Origin of the sequence: Streptomyces anthophorae (assembly GCF_049310305.1) — a bacterium.
In the GTDB taxonomy this organism is placed as follows: Bacteria; Actinomycetota; Actinomycetes; order Streptomycetales; family Streptomycetaceae; genus Streptomyces.
The window spans coordinates 7,867,834-7,883,169 of record NZ_JBLWQQ010000001.1 but is presented as its reverse complement, the minus strand read 5'-3'; the positions used below and the strand labels follow the sequence as shown (position 1 = coordinate 7,883,169).

The following is a 15,336-nucleotide window of genomic DNA, read 5'->3' as shown; positions in this document are numbered from 1 at the left end:
AACTCCCGTAAGGAGGTGCCCTCATGGGGGCGTGTGACCTTCCTCTGATGAACACGGTGTGCGACGCCGTCGGCGGTGTCGCCGGCGCGACCGGTGAAGCCGTCACCGACGGCATCGGAGCCTGGATCGCCAAGTCGACGGGTGAAATGGCCCAGGCCGCGGCGGACCTGGCGACCAAGGCCGTCGACAAGACCACGGCCATTGATCTGAACGCCGAGTGGTTTCGGCACAACTACGAGCTGCTGTTGCCCATCGGGCTCGTGCTGACCGTGGGCACGTTCTGCCTGCAGCTCACCCGGGCCGCATGGCGCCGCGACGAGCGTGCGCTCGCCCAGGCCGTCTACGGCACGGTGGCCGGCGTCCTGTTCGCGTTCGCCGCGATCGCCTGCTCCACGGTGGCGATCACTGTGGTCGACGCGCTCAGCGCAGGCCTGTTCCAAGCTGCCAACACCTCGGCGGATGATGCGGTGCGCCGCATCATCAAGGTCAACGAGCTGGGGGCGATGTATGGGCTGGGCTGGGGAACCCCCGCGCTCATCGCGCTCGGCTGCGCCATCGGGGCGTTCTTGTACTGGGCGGTGATGGTCGCCCGCAAGGTCGGCATCCTGATCCTCGTCTCGCTCGCAGTGTTCGCCGGGGCGGGCGGCGGCTGGGAGGTAGCGCGGCGCTGGCGGCGCGGCTGGATCGAGGCAACCGGCACCCTGATCGTCTCCAAGCTGCTGATGACCATCGTGTTCCTGCTCGGTGTGTCCGCCATGGGCAAGACGGATGCCAACGGCGGGCTCGGTGCGCTGTCCGATGCGCTCGCCGGCATGGTCGTCATGGTGCTGGTGCTGCTGTGCCCGTACGCGACGTACAAGTTCGTGCACTGGGCGGCCGACGGCGGTGGCCACGACGACCTGCACCGCACCGGCGTCGCGGGCATCGGAGTCGCGGCGGGTGCGGCGAAGACCGCCGGCCAGCTCGCCATGCAGGCCGGCACTGGCACGCCTGCGCCCCAGGGACCGTCCAAGGTGCCCGGCCAGGACTCGGGCGGGATGGCCTCCGGAATCGACCCGACCGGCGGCCCGAGTGGCGACAGCACGCCGAAGCAGACCCACTTCCGCTACGGCGAGGACCCGAACAGCAGCGGGGACAAGGGCCGTGCCCTGATCCGCAGGCCTCCCACCGACGGCGACCGCGGCGTCCCGCTCATCCGACGCCCCGGCCAGGGCGGAGAGGACGCGGCTCCGGTGGCCACCGGACCGACCCCGCAGGGCGCGTCCGTCACGTCACAGCAGGTCCTGCACGAGGATCCGCCAGCGCCTCGGCGCAACGGGCCTCCACCGCAGGGCGGTGCCACCCCGTAGTACTGAGCCCGCCCCTCCCCTGGGCAGTTCGGGCTCGTAGCCCGCCTAGGGCGGGGCGGCCGAGGAGCAGCCCGGCCCAGCCGCCCGCTCTCTCCCCCTCCCCGTCTCCTGTTCGTGCTCCAAGAACGGCTTCGCCATGCTCTCCGACGCTTCCCACCCCGACGCTCCGGCCACCGTGAAGTTCCCGCACCGCTCCCGCCGTGGCGTACTCCTCGGCCTCACCGCGCCGCAGTTGACCGTGGCCGCAGCCACCGGGCTGTTGCTGCTCACAGTGCTGCTCTCCGCCAGCGTGATCGGCGCACTCAAGCTGCTCCCCATGTGGGCGCTGGCGCTGGCCGGCGTCTTCGTCCGGCACCGCGGACGCGCCCTCGCCGACTGGGCGCCCATCGTGATCCGGTACGGACGCCGCCGCCTGCGGGGCCAGCTCGTCTGGCTCGCCCGTCCCTCCACCCGTCCCCAGCGCGAAGGCCTGCTGCATCTGCCAGGCACCGCCGCCTCGTTGCGCGTGGTCACCGCACCGGGCGGACGCTTCGGCGCGGTCCACGACCCCCACCACGGCACGCTGACCGCCGTGGTCAAGGTCTCCTCCCGCGCATACGCCCTCCTCGACCCGGCCACCCAGTCGAGCAACGTCTCCGGCTGGGGCCGCACCCTGGCCGCCCTCGCCCGCACCGGGCACATAGCCCGTATCCAGGTCCTGGAGCGCACCGTCCCCGACTCCGGCGATGCACTCAACCGGTACTGGAGCGAGCACGGCAACGCGGCGACCCCGCTGGCCGGGCCGATCTACTCCGAGCTACTGGCCGCCGCGGGCCCCGCCGCCGCCCCGCACGAGGCCTACGTCGCTCTCGCTTTGGACCTGAAGGCGGCCCGCCGCTTGATCAACCAGGCCGGTGGTGGGCTGACGGGCAGCTTCGCGGTCCTGACTCAACTCACCGCCACCTTCGACCAGGCCGCCCGTAACTCCGGTCTCACTTCGTCGGGTTGGCTGCCCGCGACCGAGATAGCCGCCGTGATCCGCACTGCATACGACCCGAAGGCCTCAGCCGCACTCGACCGCTGGTCCGCATCCGGTCGCCCGCAGGCCGATCCCGCCGCCGCGGGCCCGGTCGTTCTGGTCGAGAAGGCCGACCGCATCCAAACGGACTCGGCCCATCACGCCACTTTCTGGATCGAGAACTGGCCGCGCATCGATACCGACCCGGGCTTCCTGCACCAGCTCCTGTTCACCACTGGCGTTCGGCGCAGCCTCTCCCTCACCTACGCACCCAAGGCCCTCGATGCTGCCCTCAAGGACGTGCAACGCAAGAAGGCCACCGTCATCGCGGACGCCGCCGAGCGGGCCCGCAAGGGCCAGGTCGACTCCGAAGAGGACTCGGTCGAATACGCCGACATCAAACAGCGCGAACGCCAGCTGATCGCCGGCCACGCCGACGTTGCCCTGACCGGCCTGCTCACCGTCAGCGCGGACAGCGACGAGCAGCTCGACGCCGCCTGCGCCGCCATCGAGACCGCCGCCGTCGCCGCGTTGATCGACTTGCGCCCGCTGACTTGCCAGCAGGCCGAAGCCTTCACCAGTGCCGCTCTGCCACTCGCCCGCCCGTAGCGCACACGCACCACCGTCTTCCGCGCTCTACCGAAGGGCACACCCCCACATGCCGACCGAGCCCCTGCCCGAACTGGCTCCGGACTTCGTCCCGTTCGCCACCGCCGCACTCGACTTCCATCGGGCCATCAACATGCCCGTCGCTCAAGTCGCCGCTGAACGCGCCGAATTGGATGCACTGCACTCTCACCTGATCGCCCTCTACGACCTCCTCGATGCGCACTCCGCACGCACGACACCGGTCGCCGCAGCCGAGGGCGACCACCTCAAGGCCTGCCGGATCCGGCTGTGGCAGGCAGCCGACCACCTGCACGCTGCCTTCCATGCGGCGCCACACCCCCACACCGGCCGCCTCCCCACACGGGAAACGTGCCGGGCTCGGCTGCCGGAAGGTGCTCCCGATCTGAGCGTCTGCCGGCGCCACCTGGCCACCGCCGCACGCGTCCGCCGGGATCACACCCCGGCCGACCTGCGCGATCCCTTCACGGGCCTCATCCAACACTGACCACCGGAGCCCCACCGCCATGCCTTCTCGTAGCAACCGTGCTACCGCCAGCCCAGTGTTCGTCCCCCGCAAGTCCGACCGCCATACCGCCCGCGCAGCTCGGGACCAGTTCGCCACAGCCCGCGACAAGGCCCGCGATGCCGCCCGACCCGCCTCCCGCACCATCGCACCCGGCGTCGACCCTGACCTGCGGGCTACGTACCCGTCCGCCGGACGCCCCGGCCACGCATCCGCCCGCGGGGGCAAACTCAAGCTCCCCGCGCACCGGATGACGACCGCGGTAGCCGCCGGCGCCTATCCGTTCCTCGCCGAAGGCGGCCTGGGCACCCAGGGCATCTATGTCGGCCGCGACGTGCACGCCGAGGCCGCTTTCACCTACGACCCGTTCGCCCTCTACGGGCGGCTCGACGGCTTCACCAACCCCAACATCCTGCTCGCCGGAGTCATCGGCATGGGCAAGTCCGCCCTCGCCAAGTCCCTTGCACTGCGCGCCGTCGCCTTCGGCTACCGCATCTACGTACCCTGCGACCCCAAGGGCGAATGGAACATTGTGGCCCAGGAGTTGGGCGGACAGACCATCGCTCTCGGGCCCGGTCTGCCCGGCCGCCTCAACCCGCTGGACGCCCCGACCAAGCCGCCCGGCGTCAGCGAAGAAGACTGGACAAGCGAGGTACGCAAGCGCCGACTGCTCCTTCTCGGCTCGCTCGCGAAAACCGTCCTACTCCGCGAGCTGCATCCGATGGAACACACCGCCCTCGACGTCGCGCTAGACGAAGTCGTGACTGACGCCGAAGCCACCGGCGCCACTCCGCTGCTCGGCCAGGTCGCGCACGTCCTCGGCTCCCCCGAGCGCCTCGACGGTGCGCTCGGCGAACTTTCCGGGCGCCTCGGCCGGGCCGCCGAGGACCTCGCCCACGCACTGCGCCGTCTGGTCCACGGTGACCTGGCCGGCATGTTCGACGGCCCGTCCACCGTGGCGTTCGATCCGAGCGCGCCGATGCTGTCCATCGACCTGTCGCGGCTCGGCGGCGCAGGCGACGACACCGCCCTCGTCCTGGCGATGACCTGCGCCTCCGCCTGGATGGAGTCCGCGCTTGCGGACCCCAGCGGCGGCCGACGCTGGGTGATCTACGACGAGGCGTGGCGGGTAATGCGGCACGTCGCGCTGCTGGAGCGCATGCAGAGCCAGTGGAAGCTCTCCCGGGGCCTGGGCATCGCCAACATGATGATCATCCACCGCCTCTCCGACCTCCTGACAGCGGGCGACGCCGGCTCACGTGGCCGCGCGCTCGCCGAGGGCCTGCTCACTGACTGCTCCACCCGCATCATCTACCGCCAGGAAGCCGACCAACTCACCTCCTCAGCAGCCTTGTTGGGCCTGACCGGCATCGAGACCCAGGCAGTATCGGCTCTGACCAAGGGACGTGGGTTGTGGAAGGTGGCAGACCGCTCCTTCATCACGCAGCACCTGCTCCACCCCCGCGAGCGCGAACTCTTCGACACCGACTTTCGCATGGCGGCCTGACCCGATTCCCCGGTGAGGGCGGCCAGCCACTTCTGCTCCCTCACCACCCGCACACCGGACGACTTCTCCAAGGAACGCCCCCATGTCTGCATTCCTCTCCCTGCGCCGCACCGCAGCACGCCTGGCCCGTTTCTACCTCGCCGCCACCGCAGCCGGCTCCACCGACCGCCCGATCCCCATGGCCACAGGCCCGCTCGGCGCCCTGCACGAATCCCGCCGCCTGGCCTGTCGTCCGCTCGCCACACGTCCCGCCGGGGAGCACCATGACTGACCCCGCCTGGATCACGCTGGTCCAGCATGTCTCCTTCGGCGTGACTGCCACCCTCACCGACGACCACCACGACGAAGCACAGACCCTTCTCCTCGGCTCCGGGTTCTCCACCAAGCATCCCGAGTACGACTACGCCCTCGGCACCGCGCAGCCAGCCCTGGTCCAGCACGCCCTTGAACGGCTCTACACCGAGGTCTCCTCCCACTATGTCGTCATCGACGACGTCGACCTCGACCGGCTTCCGCCGATCGCGACGACGGTTGCCAATCGAGCCGTCCACCCGGACCGCAGCACCCGGCTGTCCTCGACTGCGGCTGCTGGGGAGCGGATCCTGGCCGATTGGGACGCGGTCTCGGACAGCCTCTGCGACGGGGACGGCTGGCCCCTCGACGACCGCTACGACCTGCGCCAGCAACAGCGCGATGCGCAGATGTGGGCCCAGTTCGAGCCCTACCTCCGTGAGGGCCCTCCTCTCCTCGCGCACGCCGAAGCCTCCCTGGCCCGCTTCGAGCCCGAGGACCAGGTGGCAACGCGCTGGCCGTACCGGCTTCGGGTACTGCGCGAAGCGCTGGCGGGCGGGGCTCTAGTTCAGGACGAGTTCGAGTGCGTCTCTGAAGCGCTGCTCCCGGACCACCCTGCCTTCCAGGAAACGTGGGAGCGGGCCGTCGCGCTGCGCAACGCCGAAGGCTGGCACTACGCACTCACCTGGCTCGAGCGCGCTGACGTACTCACTGAAATCGCCGAGTCCGAGCGGGCGTTGGCCATGCACCCTGGCCAGTTGTGCGCCGAGCAGTCGCTCCCACATCAACGCCCGGAGGCAGCGCGTGCGTGGTCCCCGGGAGCGCTGCAGCACATCAACGCGGCGATCGAGTCCTCCGCCACCCGCTCGGCCACCGCCCAACCATTCCGTCGCACCGACGCACCGCCCCGATCACGCTGACTTGCACACATCCCCGGCACCACCAAATCCGCCTTCGGAACGCACCCTCATCCCCACACACTGCCCCCCCCTGCGAGGTGCATCTACGTGGCGGACGCCCACCCGCACATCACCATCGGCCACCACACCCAGTACGGCGTCGTCGCTGCAACGTCCCACGACCACCATGTCACCGAGCACATGCTGGGGCGGGTCGGCTTCGAGCGACTCCCCGGCAGCACCCTTTACGCCCTGACCGCTCCACGCCACGATCCAGTACGACGTGGCGGACAGGCGGTGCAGTCGCTGCGGGCCGCGCAGTTCACCGTCACCTCTGACGCCGCCTATGACCTTCAGCCCACCACACGCCCGTCACCGGTCACCCATCGGCGAAGGGTCCAAGCCGCCACTGCCGTGTCACCGGCACGCTCCGATACGGCACCGCACGGTTTCCCTGCGCTCGTTGCCGAGCACAGTCCCGCCCCAGCCCTCGCGCTGCCGACGCGTGCGCGTTAGCCACCCAACTAGAAAGGGGGGAGCCTTCAGATGCACGTGCACCCCGAGCCCGATGCCGCCTTCGCCCGGCACCCGGACTTCGGCATTGTCGCGGCCGTCGCAGACGACCGGCCGTTCCTTGACGAGGTACTACGCAAGCACCACTTCTTCTATTCACAGCCCCACGACATCTATCTGCTGCCAAGTGACACCCCGCACACCACCGCTGTGCACACGGTGGCCAGCGCGACCCGCGAGTTCCAGGAGGCAGGACTCTCGGTCGCAGCCGATCCCAAGATCCTACTCACGCGCGCACAAGCAGCTGCCGCGCGCTCGCCGCACCGGAGGCGGAACACCCCGGCCGACGACACCCCAGCGAAACCTTCCTTCACCCCTCCGGCCACACTGCGCCGTTCGCGCTGAACCAGCCCTCCCCTCCCGTCGAGGAGCCCTGCCGTGCCCGCGCCCTCCACCGTCACGATCACCCGCCAACACGACGGCAACGTCATAGCCGATGGCGGCGACGAACTCGCCACCACCCTCCTCAAACGGGCCGGCTTCATCTACGAACAGTCCATCCGCGCCTTCTGGTACCGCCTTCCCTGGGACATGGGTGAGCAGCGCGAAAACCAGATGGCCAGCCACGCCGCGCGGATGCTCACCTCCGTCGGTTACCACGTCGAGATCAGCCCCGCCCTGTTCGCCGGCCCGGTGGCCACACCGTCCGGCGCCCAGGGGCGCATGAAGTACGGCCATCAGATCCTCGCTCTGACCGACCAACTCAACGGTGCCGAGTCCTCCGAGGCGGCGGCTGGTCTTGCCGATCACGTCCTGGATCCAGACGACGGCGTCCTCGTCCGCCTCAGCGAGTTCTTCGAGGCAGCCGCCGAGAAGGCGAAGGAGACCGGGACCGACGAGGGCTGGGACCTCGCGGACGACTTCACGGATGCAGCCGCCACGCTCACCGCTCTCGGCGAGGACCTGCATGTCGCGACCGACCAGCTCCGGGCCCTCGACCGACCGCCCCGGCCCAGTTGGCAGGCTCAGATCGCGCACTACTACGCCGCCGCCCCAGCCCCGCATCATTCCGGCGTTTCCGCACCGAGTGGACCGCCCGCCGCTTCACCGCCATCCCCTTCCAAGCCTGGCCGAGCCCGCTGACCTACCAAGTCCGCACACCATCCGCCTCAAACGCAAGGAGACACGACTCGTGATCACCAGAAGAAGCCGTCAGCTCCGGCTCTCCCTCCGCCTTGCCTCACCTCATGGGACCGCGTATTGCCTACTTCACGCACCACCAGCCCGCCCTCGTCCACCACCGGCACCGATGCTCTCCTGTATCTGCTGATCGCCGTCGCGACATTGGGCATCAGCGGAGGGAGCCTGGCCTGGCTCTTCGGCAATCTCGCCAACGCCGTCGTCGGAAGCGATCCCTGGGCTGCCTACCTCCCAGCGGAATCGTTGCTCCGCCCCGATCACGTCTGGCCGCATCTCCCTCATCCTGTCGTGATCGCCGGATGCTACGTCCTGCCCACGCTGGTACTCCTGGTTGCCGCGCTGCTCGGCGGGAAGACCTGGCTACGGCTTCGCGGCAATCCGAATGGCCTTGCCGACCAGCGAGCTCTCGCCGATCTGTTGCCCAAGAAGATCGCTGCCAGGGCGATCGACCTCCGCCCGAGCCTGAAGGGCACCAAGCCGAGGAACGTCGTGCCGGACGACCGCGGTGTCCTACTCGGTTCGTTGCCCGCGGGCGCACGTGAGGTGCGTGCCTCCTGGGAGGATGTGATCGTCGCGATCATGGCGCCCCGGTCTGGCAAGACATCCGGCCTGGCCATCCCCGCGATCCTGCGTGCCCCCGGCCCGGTCCTGCTGACCAGCAACAAGGCCGCCCGCGACGCCTTCACCGCAACAGTCACCGCTCGCGCCGAGGTCGGCACGGTGTGGACATTCGACCCGCAACAGATAGCCCACGCGCCCCAGGAAGTGTGGTGGGACATTCTCGCCGACGCCCACGATCTGACCGGAGCCCGGCGCCTGGCCGGGCACTTCGTCACCGCGTCCGTGAACGAGTCGAGCGCCGGCGACTTTTGGTCCACCGCAGCAGCGAACACCCTCACCGCGCTGTTCCTCGCCGCGGCCCGCGGGCATCGCCCCATCACCGACGTCCTGGCCTGGCTCGCCTCTCCCGCCGACCGCACCCCGATCGATCTCCTGCAAGACGCCGGACTCGACGCGGTCGCCGCACAGCTCCACGGCACCGTCGCCGGCGCCGTCGAGACCCGTGACGGCATCTTCGAAACCGCCCGCCAGTACGCGAGCTGCCTCCTCAACCCGTCCATCGCCGCCTGGGTCACCCCTCCCAACGGCCGCGCGAAGGTACGGGAGTTCAAGCCCGAGGCCTTCGCCACCAGCAAGGACACCCTGTTCCTTCTGTCCAAGGACGGCGGCGGGTCCGCCTCGGCGATCATCGCTGCGGCTGCCGATGCGGTGATGCGCATCGCCGTCATCCAGGCCGAGCGCGACGGCGGGCGCCTCGACGCACCGTTGCTGGCGATCCTCGACGAGGCCGCCAACGTGTGCAAGATCGCTGACCTGCCCGACCTGTACTCGCACCTGGGCAGCCGAGGCGTCATCCCCATCACGATCCTGCAGTCCTACCGACAGGGCGTACGGGTGTGGGGCGAGGCCGGCATGGACGCCCTCTGGTCCGCCGCCACCATCAAGCTCGTCGGGTCCGGCATCGACGACGCCGACTTCGCCGACAAGCTCTCCCGCCTAGTCGGCGACCACGACGTACGCACCGTGTCGGTGTCCACCAACGAGTCGGGCAAGTCGACATCGGTGTCCATGCGCCAGGAACGCGCGCTGCCCGCGGACGCGATCCGCGCCCTGCCCAAGGGCTCCGCCCTGGTGCTGGCCACCGGCATCCGCCCCGCTCTCCTCGAACTCAAGCCCTGGTATCGCGAACCAGATGCAGGTCGCCTTGGTGCCGCATCCGCCAAGGAGACCGCGGCCATCACCGAACGCGCGCTGGCGAAGTCACTGCACCACGACGCTTTCGGCCCGGCCGCATGACAGCGCTGGTCCTTCGATCCGGACGAATCAGACCTAGAGGCCCGTCGCTCCCCCTGTCCAGCCCTGCTTCGTCTGTAGGTCTCACATGTCTCACCTCACACCGTCCAGCCTTTCCCAGCGTCGACCCGCACGTCTCGCAGGAACGCCCGCCGTTCGGCGCGGCACCCACTGGTGGTTGGTCGGCCCTTCGGGGGCCATCCGCGCCTCGGATCCGGACTTCTCCGGCGAACTCGATCGCCTCGCTGCCGACTTGGTGGCAGCAGACCGGGCTGTTGCCGCGCTCGGCGCCGAGCGGACGAGCGCGCGTAAGGCACGGCCTTGACTCCGCTCGACCATGCCGAGCAGGCCGTCCTGGGGGCACTATTCCTTGACCCGCGACAACTCGGCCGACTCAGTGACTGGTTGCGGCCGGACCATTTTGGCCACCCCGCACACACAGCGTTGTACGCCGCGATGCTCAAGCTCCGTGCAGAAGGACACCCCGCGACCGACCAGGACGCCGCCAGGCCTGTCCCCATGGCGTGGGTCACGGACACCGTTCAGGAGGCGGGCCACCATACCCGGGGGCTGACCGCCGTCCACCCGCACCTGCTGGTGTCAGCATGCCCGCGTCCCGAACACGCACCGATGTACGGCCGGATGGTGCTGGAGGGTGCCATCCACCGCAGCGTCACCCGCCACGCGGACCAACTGCATCAGGCCGCGCTCGCCGACCTGCGTGCTGGCACTGCCGACGAGACCGTGCACCAGGCCGAGATCCTCTCCGACGTACTCGCCGACCTGGCTCGCACCTGGGGATCCGAACCGCGGCCGCTCCAGCCAGCCACCACGCACACGCCCCGGGCCTATCCCCCTCCCCAAGTGCCGGATCACACCCTGGCCGACGAGGAGTTCATCCTGGGATGCCTCGCCACTCGCCCCGAACAACTACTGGACCTCGTGCACTGGCTCCACCCCGACGACTTCGCCGAACCAGGGCACCAACACATCTACCGCGCACTCGGCGCGCTGCACCATCGCGGAGAGCCCATCGATCAGCTGACCACCCTGTGGGAGACCCAACGTCGCGGCGCGCTGGCCGACAGCACGCTCACCACCGAGCAGGTCCGGCGTATCTGCGACCCTCTGGCCGGTGGCGGTGCCGCCGAGCACTACGGCGAACAGATCCTCACGGCCTCACTCGCGCGAACTGCGGCGGCCGCAGCCCGGCAGGTACGCGCGCTCTCCGACCAAGAAGCCCTGGCACCTGGCCAGTTGATCAACTACGCGCTCCACGCGCTCAGCCCACTCGATGACGTACGCCGCCGTCATCGCATCGCCAGCGGTCCCGAGCCGAGTGCGATCCACCGCAGCCAGCCCGCTGCATCTCCGGCAGCACGAAGCGAAGCGGCACGCGCCCGCAGCCGCCCTCACCGCCCCAGCACACCGGGACCTGCCTCGCCCACACCCTCCGGAACACAACGCGTCACCCGCCCCACCCATCGGAGCCCTTCATGACCGATCACGCCGCCGGCCGTGCGGGCCCGCTGATCGGCAGCCTGTGCTCCGGCTACGGCGGCCTGGACCTCGGAGTTCAAGCCGTCCTCGGCGGCGCGCTCGCCTGGCATGCCGAGATCGATCCCGGACCGGCCCGGATCCTGTCTCGGCACTGGCCCGCCGTCCCGAACCTTGGTGACATCACGGCAGTGAACTGGAGGGAGGTCCCGGAGGTGTGTGTCCTGACGGCCGGCTTCCCCTGTCAAAGATGTCTCGGTCGCCGGCCGTCGCGCCGGACTGGTTGATGGCACCCGGTCCGGCCTGTGGCTGCACGTCGTCCGCGCCATCGAAGCCCTCAAGCCCTGTCTGGTGGTCATCGAGAATGTCCGGGGACTCCTCACCTCCCCCGCCGGTTCCCCTGGCGACGTGGAACCCTGCCCGTGGTGTCTGGGAGACACCACAAGTCAGCCTGCTGTGCGAGCACTCGGTGCCGTACTCGGCTCCCTGGCCGACATCGGGTTCGATGCGAGCTGGTGTGTGCTTCGCGCCTCCGACGTCGGCGCCCCGCACCGCCGCGAACGCATCTTTCTCACCGCCTGGCCCGCCGGACGAGACACCGCTGTTGAAGACACCAACGAGCAACTTGGCGACGATCGGCGGCAGCCAACACCCCACGGTTCGCAAGCAGGGCGGTCACGGCCCGAACTTGGCGGACGAGGTGGAGTGGCTGCTGCCTACCCCGAAGGCATCCGACGGGACGAAGGGATCGCCGAATCAGCGGCACGGGAACGGGGATCTGACCTTGCCTTCGGCCGCGGCCTCCTTGCGAACCCCATCCTCTCCCACTCCTTCCACGCGTGCGCCAAAGCGTCGCGCGAAGGGCTGCTCCGGCCAACCGACAGGAACGCCCACCCTGTTCGGCTCGGAAGGCCCCAGAGTTGGGGATCGTACGCAGCGGCCATCGCTCGCTGGGAGCGCATCACGCGGCCGGCACCAGGTCCCACCGACACTGCTGGTCGCCTCAGCCCGGCGTTCGTGGAGTGGATGCAAGGGCTCGAGTCAGGTTGGGTGACGGCCACTCCAGGGTTGGGGCGACCGGCCCAACTCGCCGCTCTCGGCAACGGAGTGGTGCCGCAACAAGCCGCGCAGGCCCTGCGCTTGTTGGCACCTCCTCCCACTGCATGTCCGCACCACCTTTCGTGAGCCTGGACCTGTACACCACGCTCCCCGGCCGGGCAAAACCCGGCATTCCGCGGACCATCACGTCCCCCGACCACTCGATCTTGCAGAGGGGTATTGATGGCTGGTCCATCTCAGGAACGCGAACCGGTACGCGTACCCGACCACGACCTGGACGATCTCGCGGCGACAGTAGCGCGGCTGGTCGCCGAGAGCCGCAGGCAGAGCGACACATTGGCCCGTCTCACCGACGACGCCGCTACCGAGTACGGCGCCAACGACGGTGCTGACCCGATGGGCGTTTCCGGTCCGGCAGACGAGAACACGTCTGCCGGACCCGGCACCCCACGCGAGGGCCCGACGTCGATCTTCATCCTGGCGCTCGATGGCAAAGCCTACGACGAAGAACTCGCCGCCCTGGCCCGCTGGGTACACCACCTGCTGATTCCTGTGTACGGGCGAGAGATCAGCACCTCGCGCCCGTGGTGTCGACAGTGGCAGGAACACCCCGAGGCCGTCGCCCGCCTGCACGCGCTGTGGCTCGCCTGGCAGCAGCTCACCGATGTCGAGGCCGGCTTGACCGGCCCGCAGACGTGGCACCGCGACCACCTCGACCCCACGCTCATGCAACTCCGCGCCCCAGACGGCCCATTCGGTGCATGCACCACCAGCACCGCGCGCCCCAACCACCGCGTCCTGGCCGCTCCCGACGTAGACCTGGTGGCCTGACATGGACGACGACTTCTACGACAGCCTGGACCACGACTACCGACTCGCCGGCTTCCAGGCCGCCACGACAGACATCGAGGACGACTTCGTCCAGGCGACCCTCTCGGACGACATGTTCGTGCCATTGGCCGCCCACCACAACGGCGACGGACGCCACAGCTACCTGCTGTTCTACGACAGGGCAGCTACCTGGGACTATCCCGGGAAGGCCGAGTTCGTCGCCCTGCACATCACCAAGGATCCCGAGCGGGCCACCTTCGATTTCGATATCCAGCGCGCTCCCGTCGTGCCGTTGGCCCAGAACTGGCTTATCCAGCGCGGCTGCCCTCCAGACGCCACCCTGGTCACGCCCAACCATGGCCCCCGGCCGGCCGACGCACTCACCTCCCAGCTCGAAGACATGCTCCGGGCCAACCCGGAGCACCGTTACCAGATCATCGACCACTACACCGACAACCCGTGCACCTTCGACTTCGGCGTCGAGGTCCGCACGCTCGTAAACGACCACCACCCGGACTCCGCACCCACCCCGTACCGGTTGTTCCTCCAGGAAGTCGACAAGAACCTCCAGACGTACACGGTGCGCGAAGGCGCCTTCCACTCCGCAGAAGCTGCCGACGACTGGGCCACGACCCGCGACGCCCCGTTGCCACTTGCCCCTGCACCGGACAGCAACACCACACCACGGAGCCAGGCAGCCCGGGCACGAACCGCCGGCACACGCCCCACAGGGCTTGCCGTACCACCAGCCGCCGTAGCCGCCCCCAGGACTCCCCCGTCCGCCGCACCGCGCCCTCGCGGAGGCACACGGTGAAATCGGCCCGCTACGCGTTCGCCGCGCACCCCGAAGCCCTCGCAGACCTGCGGAACATCCCGGACCACATCCGCGACCTGGCCCTGCTGGAACTACAGCACCTGGTCCACGGCAACGAACGCGGCGCACCCCTCACCCGCGAACTCGCCGGCTGCCACAAGGTCTACGTCGACCCGGAAACCCGCTGGCGACTGGTCATCCAGTTCCGAGACGCCCCCGCGACCTCCCAACACCGTCGCGAGATCTATCTCCTGGCCGTCGGCGAACGCCAAGACCACACCGCGTATCGCCTCGCCAGCCAGCGCTTGGAACACGATCGCTCCGCTGTTCCAACACACCAGAGCCGCGCGGAGGCAGCCCGCTCTCGCTCCGCTCACAGCACGACGGCCAAGCAGCCACCCACCACACCGGCCACTCCTCCACGGACCACCACCGCATCCGCGCGCCGCGTCCTCTGAACCACCGCCCCGGCTCGCGGTTCTCCGGACCATGCCACGCACACGCCCTCGCACCCCTTCCCTGGAGACCCCTCACGTTCACACCCGACCTCGACGCCCTCGCCCCCGACACCCAGGTCCACGTCTCCCCGATCTACCTCGCGGGCCCCGGATCTCGAACTCCGGTCCTCGACGTCCTGGACAACGCACCCGGCTGGACAAGGACCGTCCCGTTCGACGACACGGACACGTACTTCACCAGTCCCTGCCAGCGCGTACGGATCGCGAACACCGCCAACAGCCGTTTCGGCGGCTGGACCATCACCTACGCAGAGGACCCACTCGGCGTCCCGGACTGGATCACCACCTTCGACCGGAACACCCCACAAGAGATCGTCGCCGGCTTCGCCTCGACACTCGTCGACAGCCTGCCCAGCAATTTCCGCGACTACTTCAGCGGCGGCCCGCACTACACCGGTGACGGCCACGAGGGAGTCCTCCGCCGCCACAACTGGGAGCTCGTACGCGGCAGTCGGCCCTACTGGAACATCTCCCCGGACGGGCACGCCGGTGTCCGCACCCGCAGCGGTTGGGTCCACGAATACGACGAACTCATCTCCCCGGCCAATTCCATGTGGCGAATGTCCGCCGGCGTCGAACCTCGCCTCACACCCAGTTGGCGGGCGTACCTCACCCGCACCACACTTCCGCACCTACGGGCCGCCGCCGCGAACGTCATCACCAGCAACGACGCGGTCCTACGCCGCGTCGAGGAGATCCCCGAGCTCCACCGCACCCTGGTGCACGTACGCCTGGCAGGAACGCAGCCCAACATTCCCCTTAACCGAGCCGCCTTGGCCCGCAGCCCCCACTCGTCACCGGTTCGTACACCACAAACGACACCTGCGCCCTCAGCACCCACCCCTCAGCGCGGCCGTTCTCGCCGTCAGCGCTGA

The 15,336-nt window shown here is 69.3% G+C and carries 17 protein-coding genes; all 17 read left to right on the top strand.

Annotated features, from left to right (window positions below; genetic code table 11):
• The first annotated feature begins 23 nt into the window (after positions 1 to 23).
• The gene (locus tag ACNYS0_RS35775; RefSeq protein WP_422479780.1) at positions 24 to 1,349 is read left to right on the top strand and encodes an SCO6881 family protein; all 1,326 of its coding nucleotides are present in this window, start codon (positions 24 to 26) and stop codon (positions 1,347 to 1,349) included.
• Positions 1,350 to 1,485: 136 nt separating this feature from the next.
• Positions 1,486 to 2,955 carry an SCO6880 family protein gene (locus ACNYS0_RS35770; protein ID WP_422479778.1) on the top strand — a complete coding sequence of 490 codons (1,470 nt, stop codon included), beginning with the start codon at positions 1,486 to 1,488 and terminating at the stop codon, positions 2,953 to 2,955.
• A gap of 49 nt (positions 2,956 to 3,004) precedes the next feature.
• Positions 3,005 to 3,460 (top strand): DUF6238 family protein, encoded by a 456-nt coding sequence (locus tag ACNYS0_RS35765; RefSeq protein ID WP_422479776.1) that lies wholly within the window; start codon positions 3,005 to 3,007, stop codon positions 3,458 to 3,460.
• Between the two features lie 19 nt (positions 3,461 to 3,479).
• The gene (locus ACNYS0_RS35760; protein ID WP_422479774.1) at positions 3,480 to 4,985 is read left to right on the top strand and encodes an ATP-binding protein; all 1,506 of its coding nucleotides are present in this window, start codon (positions 3,480 to 3,482) and stop codon (positions 4,983 to 4,985) included.
• Positions 4,986 to 5,067: 82 nt separating this feature from the next.
• Positions 5,068 to 5,256, top strand: a complete 189-nt coding sequence (locus tag ACNYS0_RS35755; protein ID WP_422479772.1) for a hypothetical protein — start codon at positions 5,068 to 5,070, stop codon at positions 5,254 to 5,256.
• Positions 5,249 to 6,196 (top strand): hypothetical protein, encoded by a 948-nt coding sequence (locus ACNYS0_RS35750; protein ID WP_422479771.1) that lies wholly within the window; start codon positions 5,249 to 5,251, stop codon positions 6,194 to 6,196. Before ACNYS0_RS35755 ends, ACNYS0_RS35750 begins: the two co-directional genes overlap by 8 nt.
• An 87-nt stretch (positions 6,197 to 6,283) precedes the next feature.
• Entirely contained in the window at positions 6,284 to 6,691 is a 408-nt protein-coding gene (locus tag ACNYS0_RS35745) for a hypothetical protein (protein ID WP_422479770.1), read from the top strand.
• Positions 6,692 to 6,721: 30 nt separating this feature from the next.
• Complete coding sequence (locus ACNYS0_RS35740) at positions 6,722 to 7,093, top strand: hypothetical protein (RefSeq protein ID WP_422479769.1); 372 nt, start codon at positions 6,722 to 6,724, stop codon at positions 7,091 to 7,093.
• Positions 7,094 to 7,126: 33 nt separating this feature from the next.
• Positions 7,127 to 7,831 (top strand): hypothetical protein, encoded by a 705-nt coding sequence (locus tag ACNYS0_RS35735; RefSeq protein ID WP_422479767.1) that lies wholly within the window; start codon positions 7,127 to 7,129, stop codon positions 7,829 to 7,831.
• Positions 7,832 to 7,948: 117 nt separating this feature from the next.
• Positions 7,949 to 9,745, top strand: a complete 1,797-nt coding sequence (locus tag ACNYS0_RS35730) for a type IV secretory system conjugative DNA transfer family protein (RefSeq protein ID WP_422479765.1) — start codon at positions 7,949 to 7,951, stop codon at positions 9,743 to 9,745.
• A gap of 318 nt (positions 9,746 to 10,063) precedes the next feature.
• Complete coding sequence (locus ACNYS0_RS35725) at positions 10,064 to 11,242, top strand: DnaB-like helicase N-terminal domain-containing protein (protein WP_422479763.1); 1,179 nt, start codon at positions 10,064 to 10,066, stop codon at positions 11,240 to 11,242.
• Positions 11,239 to 11,526: a DNA cytosine methyltransferase gene (locus ACNYS0_RS35720; protein ID WP_422479761.1), complete on the top strand. Its 288-nt coding sequence runs from the start codon at positions 11,239 to 11,241 to the stop codon at positions 11,524 to 11,526. Before ACNYS0_RS35725 ends, ACNYS0_RS35720 begins: the two co-directional genes overlap by 4 nt.
• The gene (locus ACNYS0_RS35715) at positions 11,519 to 12,424 is read left to right on the top strand and encodes a DNA cytosine methyltransferase (RefSeq protein WP_422482863.1); all 906 of its coding nucleotides are present in this window, start codon (positions 11,519 to 11,521) and stop codon (positions 12,422 to 12,424) included. Before ACNYS0_RS35720 ends, ACNYS0_RS35715 begins: the two co-directional genes overlap by 8 nt.
• A gap of 96 nt (positions 12,425 to 12,520) precedes the next feature.
• Positions 12,521 to 13,129, top strand: a complete 609-nt coding sequence (locus tag ACNYS0_RS35710; protein WP_422479759.1) for a DUF4913 domain-containing protein — start codon at positions 12,521 to 12,523, stop codon at positions 13,127 to 13,129.
• A gap of 1 nt (position 13,130) precedes the next feature.
• Complete coding sequence (locus ACNYS0_RS35705) at positions 13,131 to 13,943, top strand: hypothetical protein (protein ID WP_422479757.1); 813 nt, start codon at positions 13,131 to 13,133, stop codon at positions 13,941 to 13,943.
• The gene (locus ACNYS0_RS35700; RefSeq protein WP_422479755.1) at positions 13,940 to 14,401 is read left to right on the top strand and encodes a type II toxin-antitoxin system RelE family toxin; all 462 of its coding nucleotides are present in this window, start codon (positions 13,940 to 13,942) and stop codon (positions 14,399 to 14,401) included. The genes ACNYS0_RS35705 and ACNYS0_RS35700 overlap by 4 nt, the downstream gene beginning before the upstream one ends.
• Positions 14,380 to 15,336 (top strand): SPDY domain-containing protein, encoded by a 957-nt coding sequence (locus ACNYS0_RS35695; RefSeq protein WP_422482862.1) that lies wholly within the window; start codon positions 14,380 to 14,382, stop codon positions 15,334 to 15,336. The genes ACNYS0_RS35700 and ACNYS0_RS35695 overlap by 22 nt, the downstream gene beginning before the upstream one ends.

Coding starts and splice junctions, on each gene's coding strand:
- ACNYS0_RS35775 (WP_422479780.1), top strand. CDS start 24: ATGGGGGCGTGTGACCTTCCTCTGATGAACACGGTGTGCGACGCCGTC.
- ACNYS0_RS35770 (WP_422479778.1), top strand. CDS start 1,486: ATGCTCTCCGACGCTTCCCACCCCGACGCTCCGGCCACCGTGAAGTTC.
- ACNYS0_RS35765 (WP_422479776.1), top strand. CDS start 3,005: ATGCCGACCGAGCCCCTGCCCGAACTGGCTCCGGACTTCGTCCCGTTC.
- ACNYS0_RS35760 (WP_422479774.1), top strand. CDS start 3,480: ATGCCTTCTCGTAGCAACCGTGCTACCGCCAGCCCAGTGTTCGTCCCC.
- ACNYS0_RS35755 (WP_422479772.1), top strand. CDS start 5,068: ATGTCTGCATTCCTCTCCCTGCGCCGCACCGCAGCACGCCTGGCCCGT.
- ACNYS0_RS35750 (WP_422479771.1), top strand. CDS start 5,249: ATGACTGACCCCGCCTGGATCACGCTGGTCCAGCATGTCTCCTTCGGC.
- ACNYS0_RS35740 (WP_422479769.1), top strand. CDS start 6,722: ATGCACGTGCACCCCGAGCCCGATGCCGCCTTCGCCCGGCACCCGGAC.
- ACNYS0_RS35720 (WP_422479761.1), top strand. CDS start 11,239: ATGACCGATCACGCCGCCGGCCGTGCGGGCCCGCTGATCGGCAGCCTG.
- ACNYS0_RS35710 (WP_422479759.1), top strand. CDS start 12,521: ATGGCTGGTCCATCTCAGGAACGCGAACCGGTACGCGTACCCGACCAC.
- ACNYS0_RS35705 (WP_422479757.1), top strand. CDS start 13,131: ATGGACGACGACTTCTACGACAGCCTGGACCACGACTACCGACTCGCC.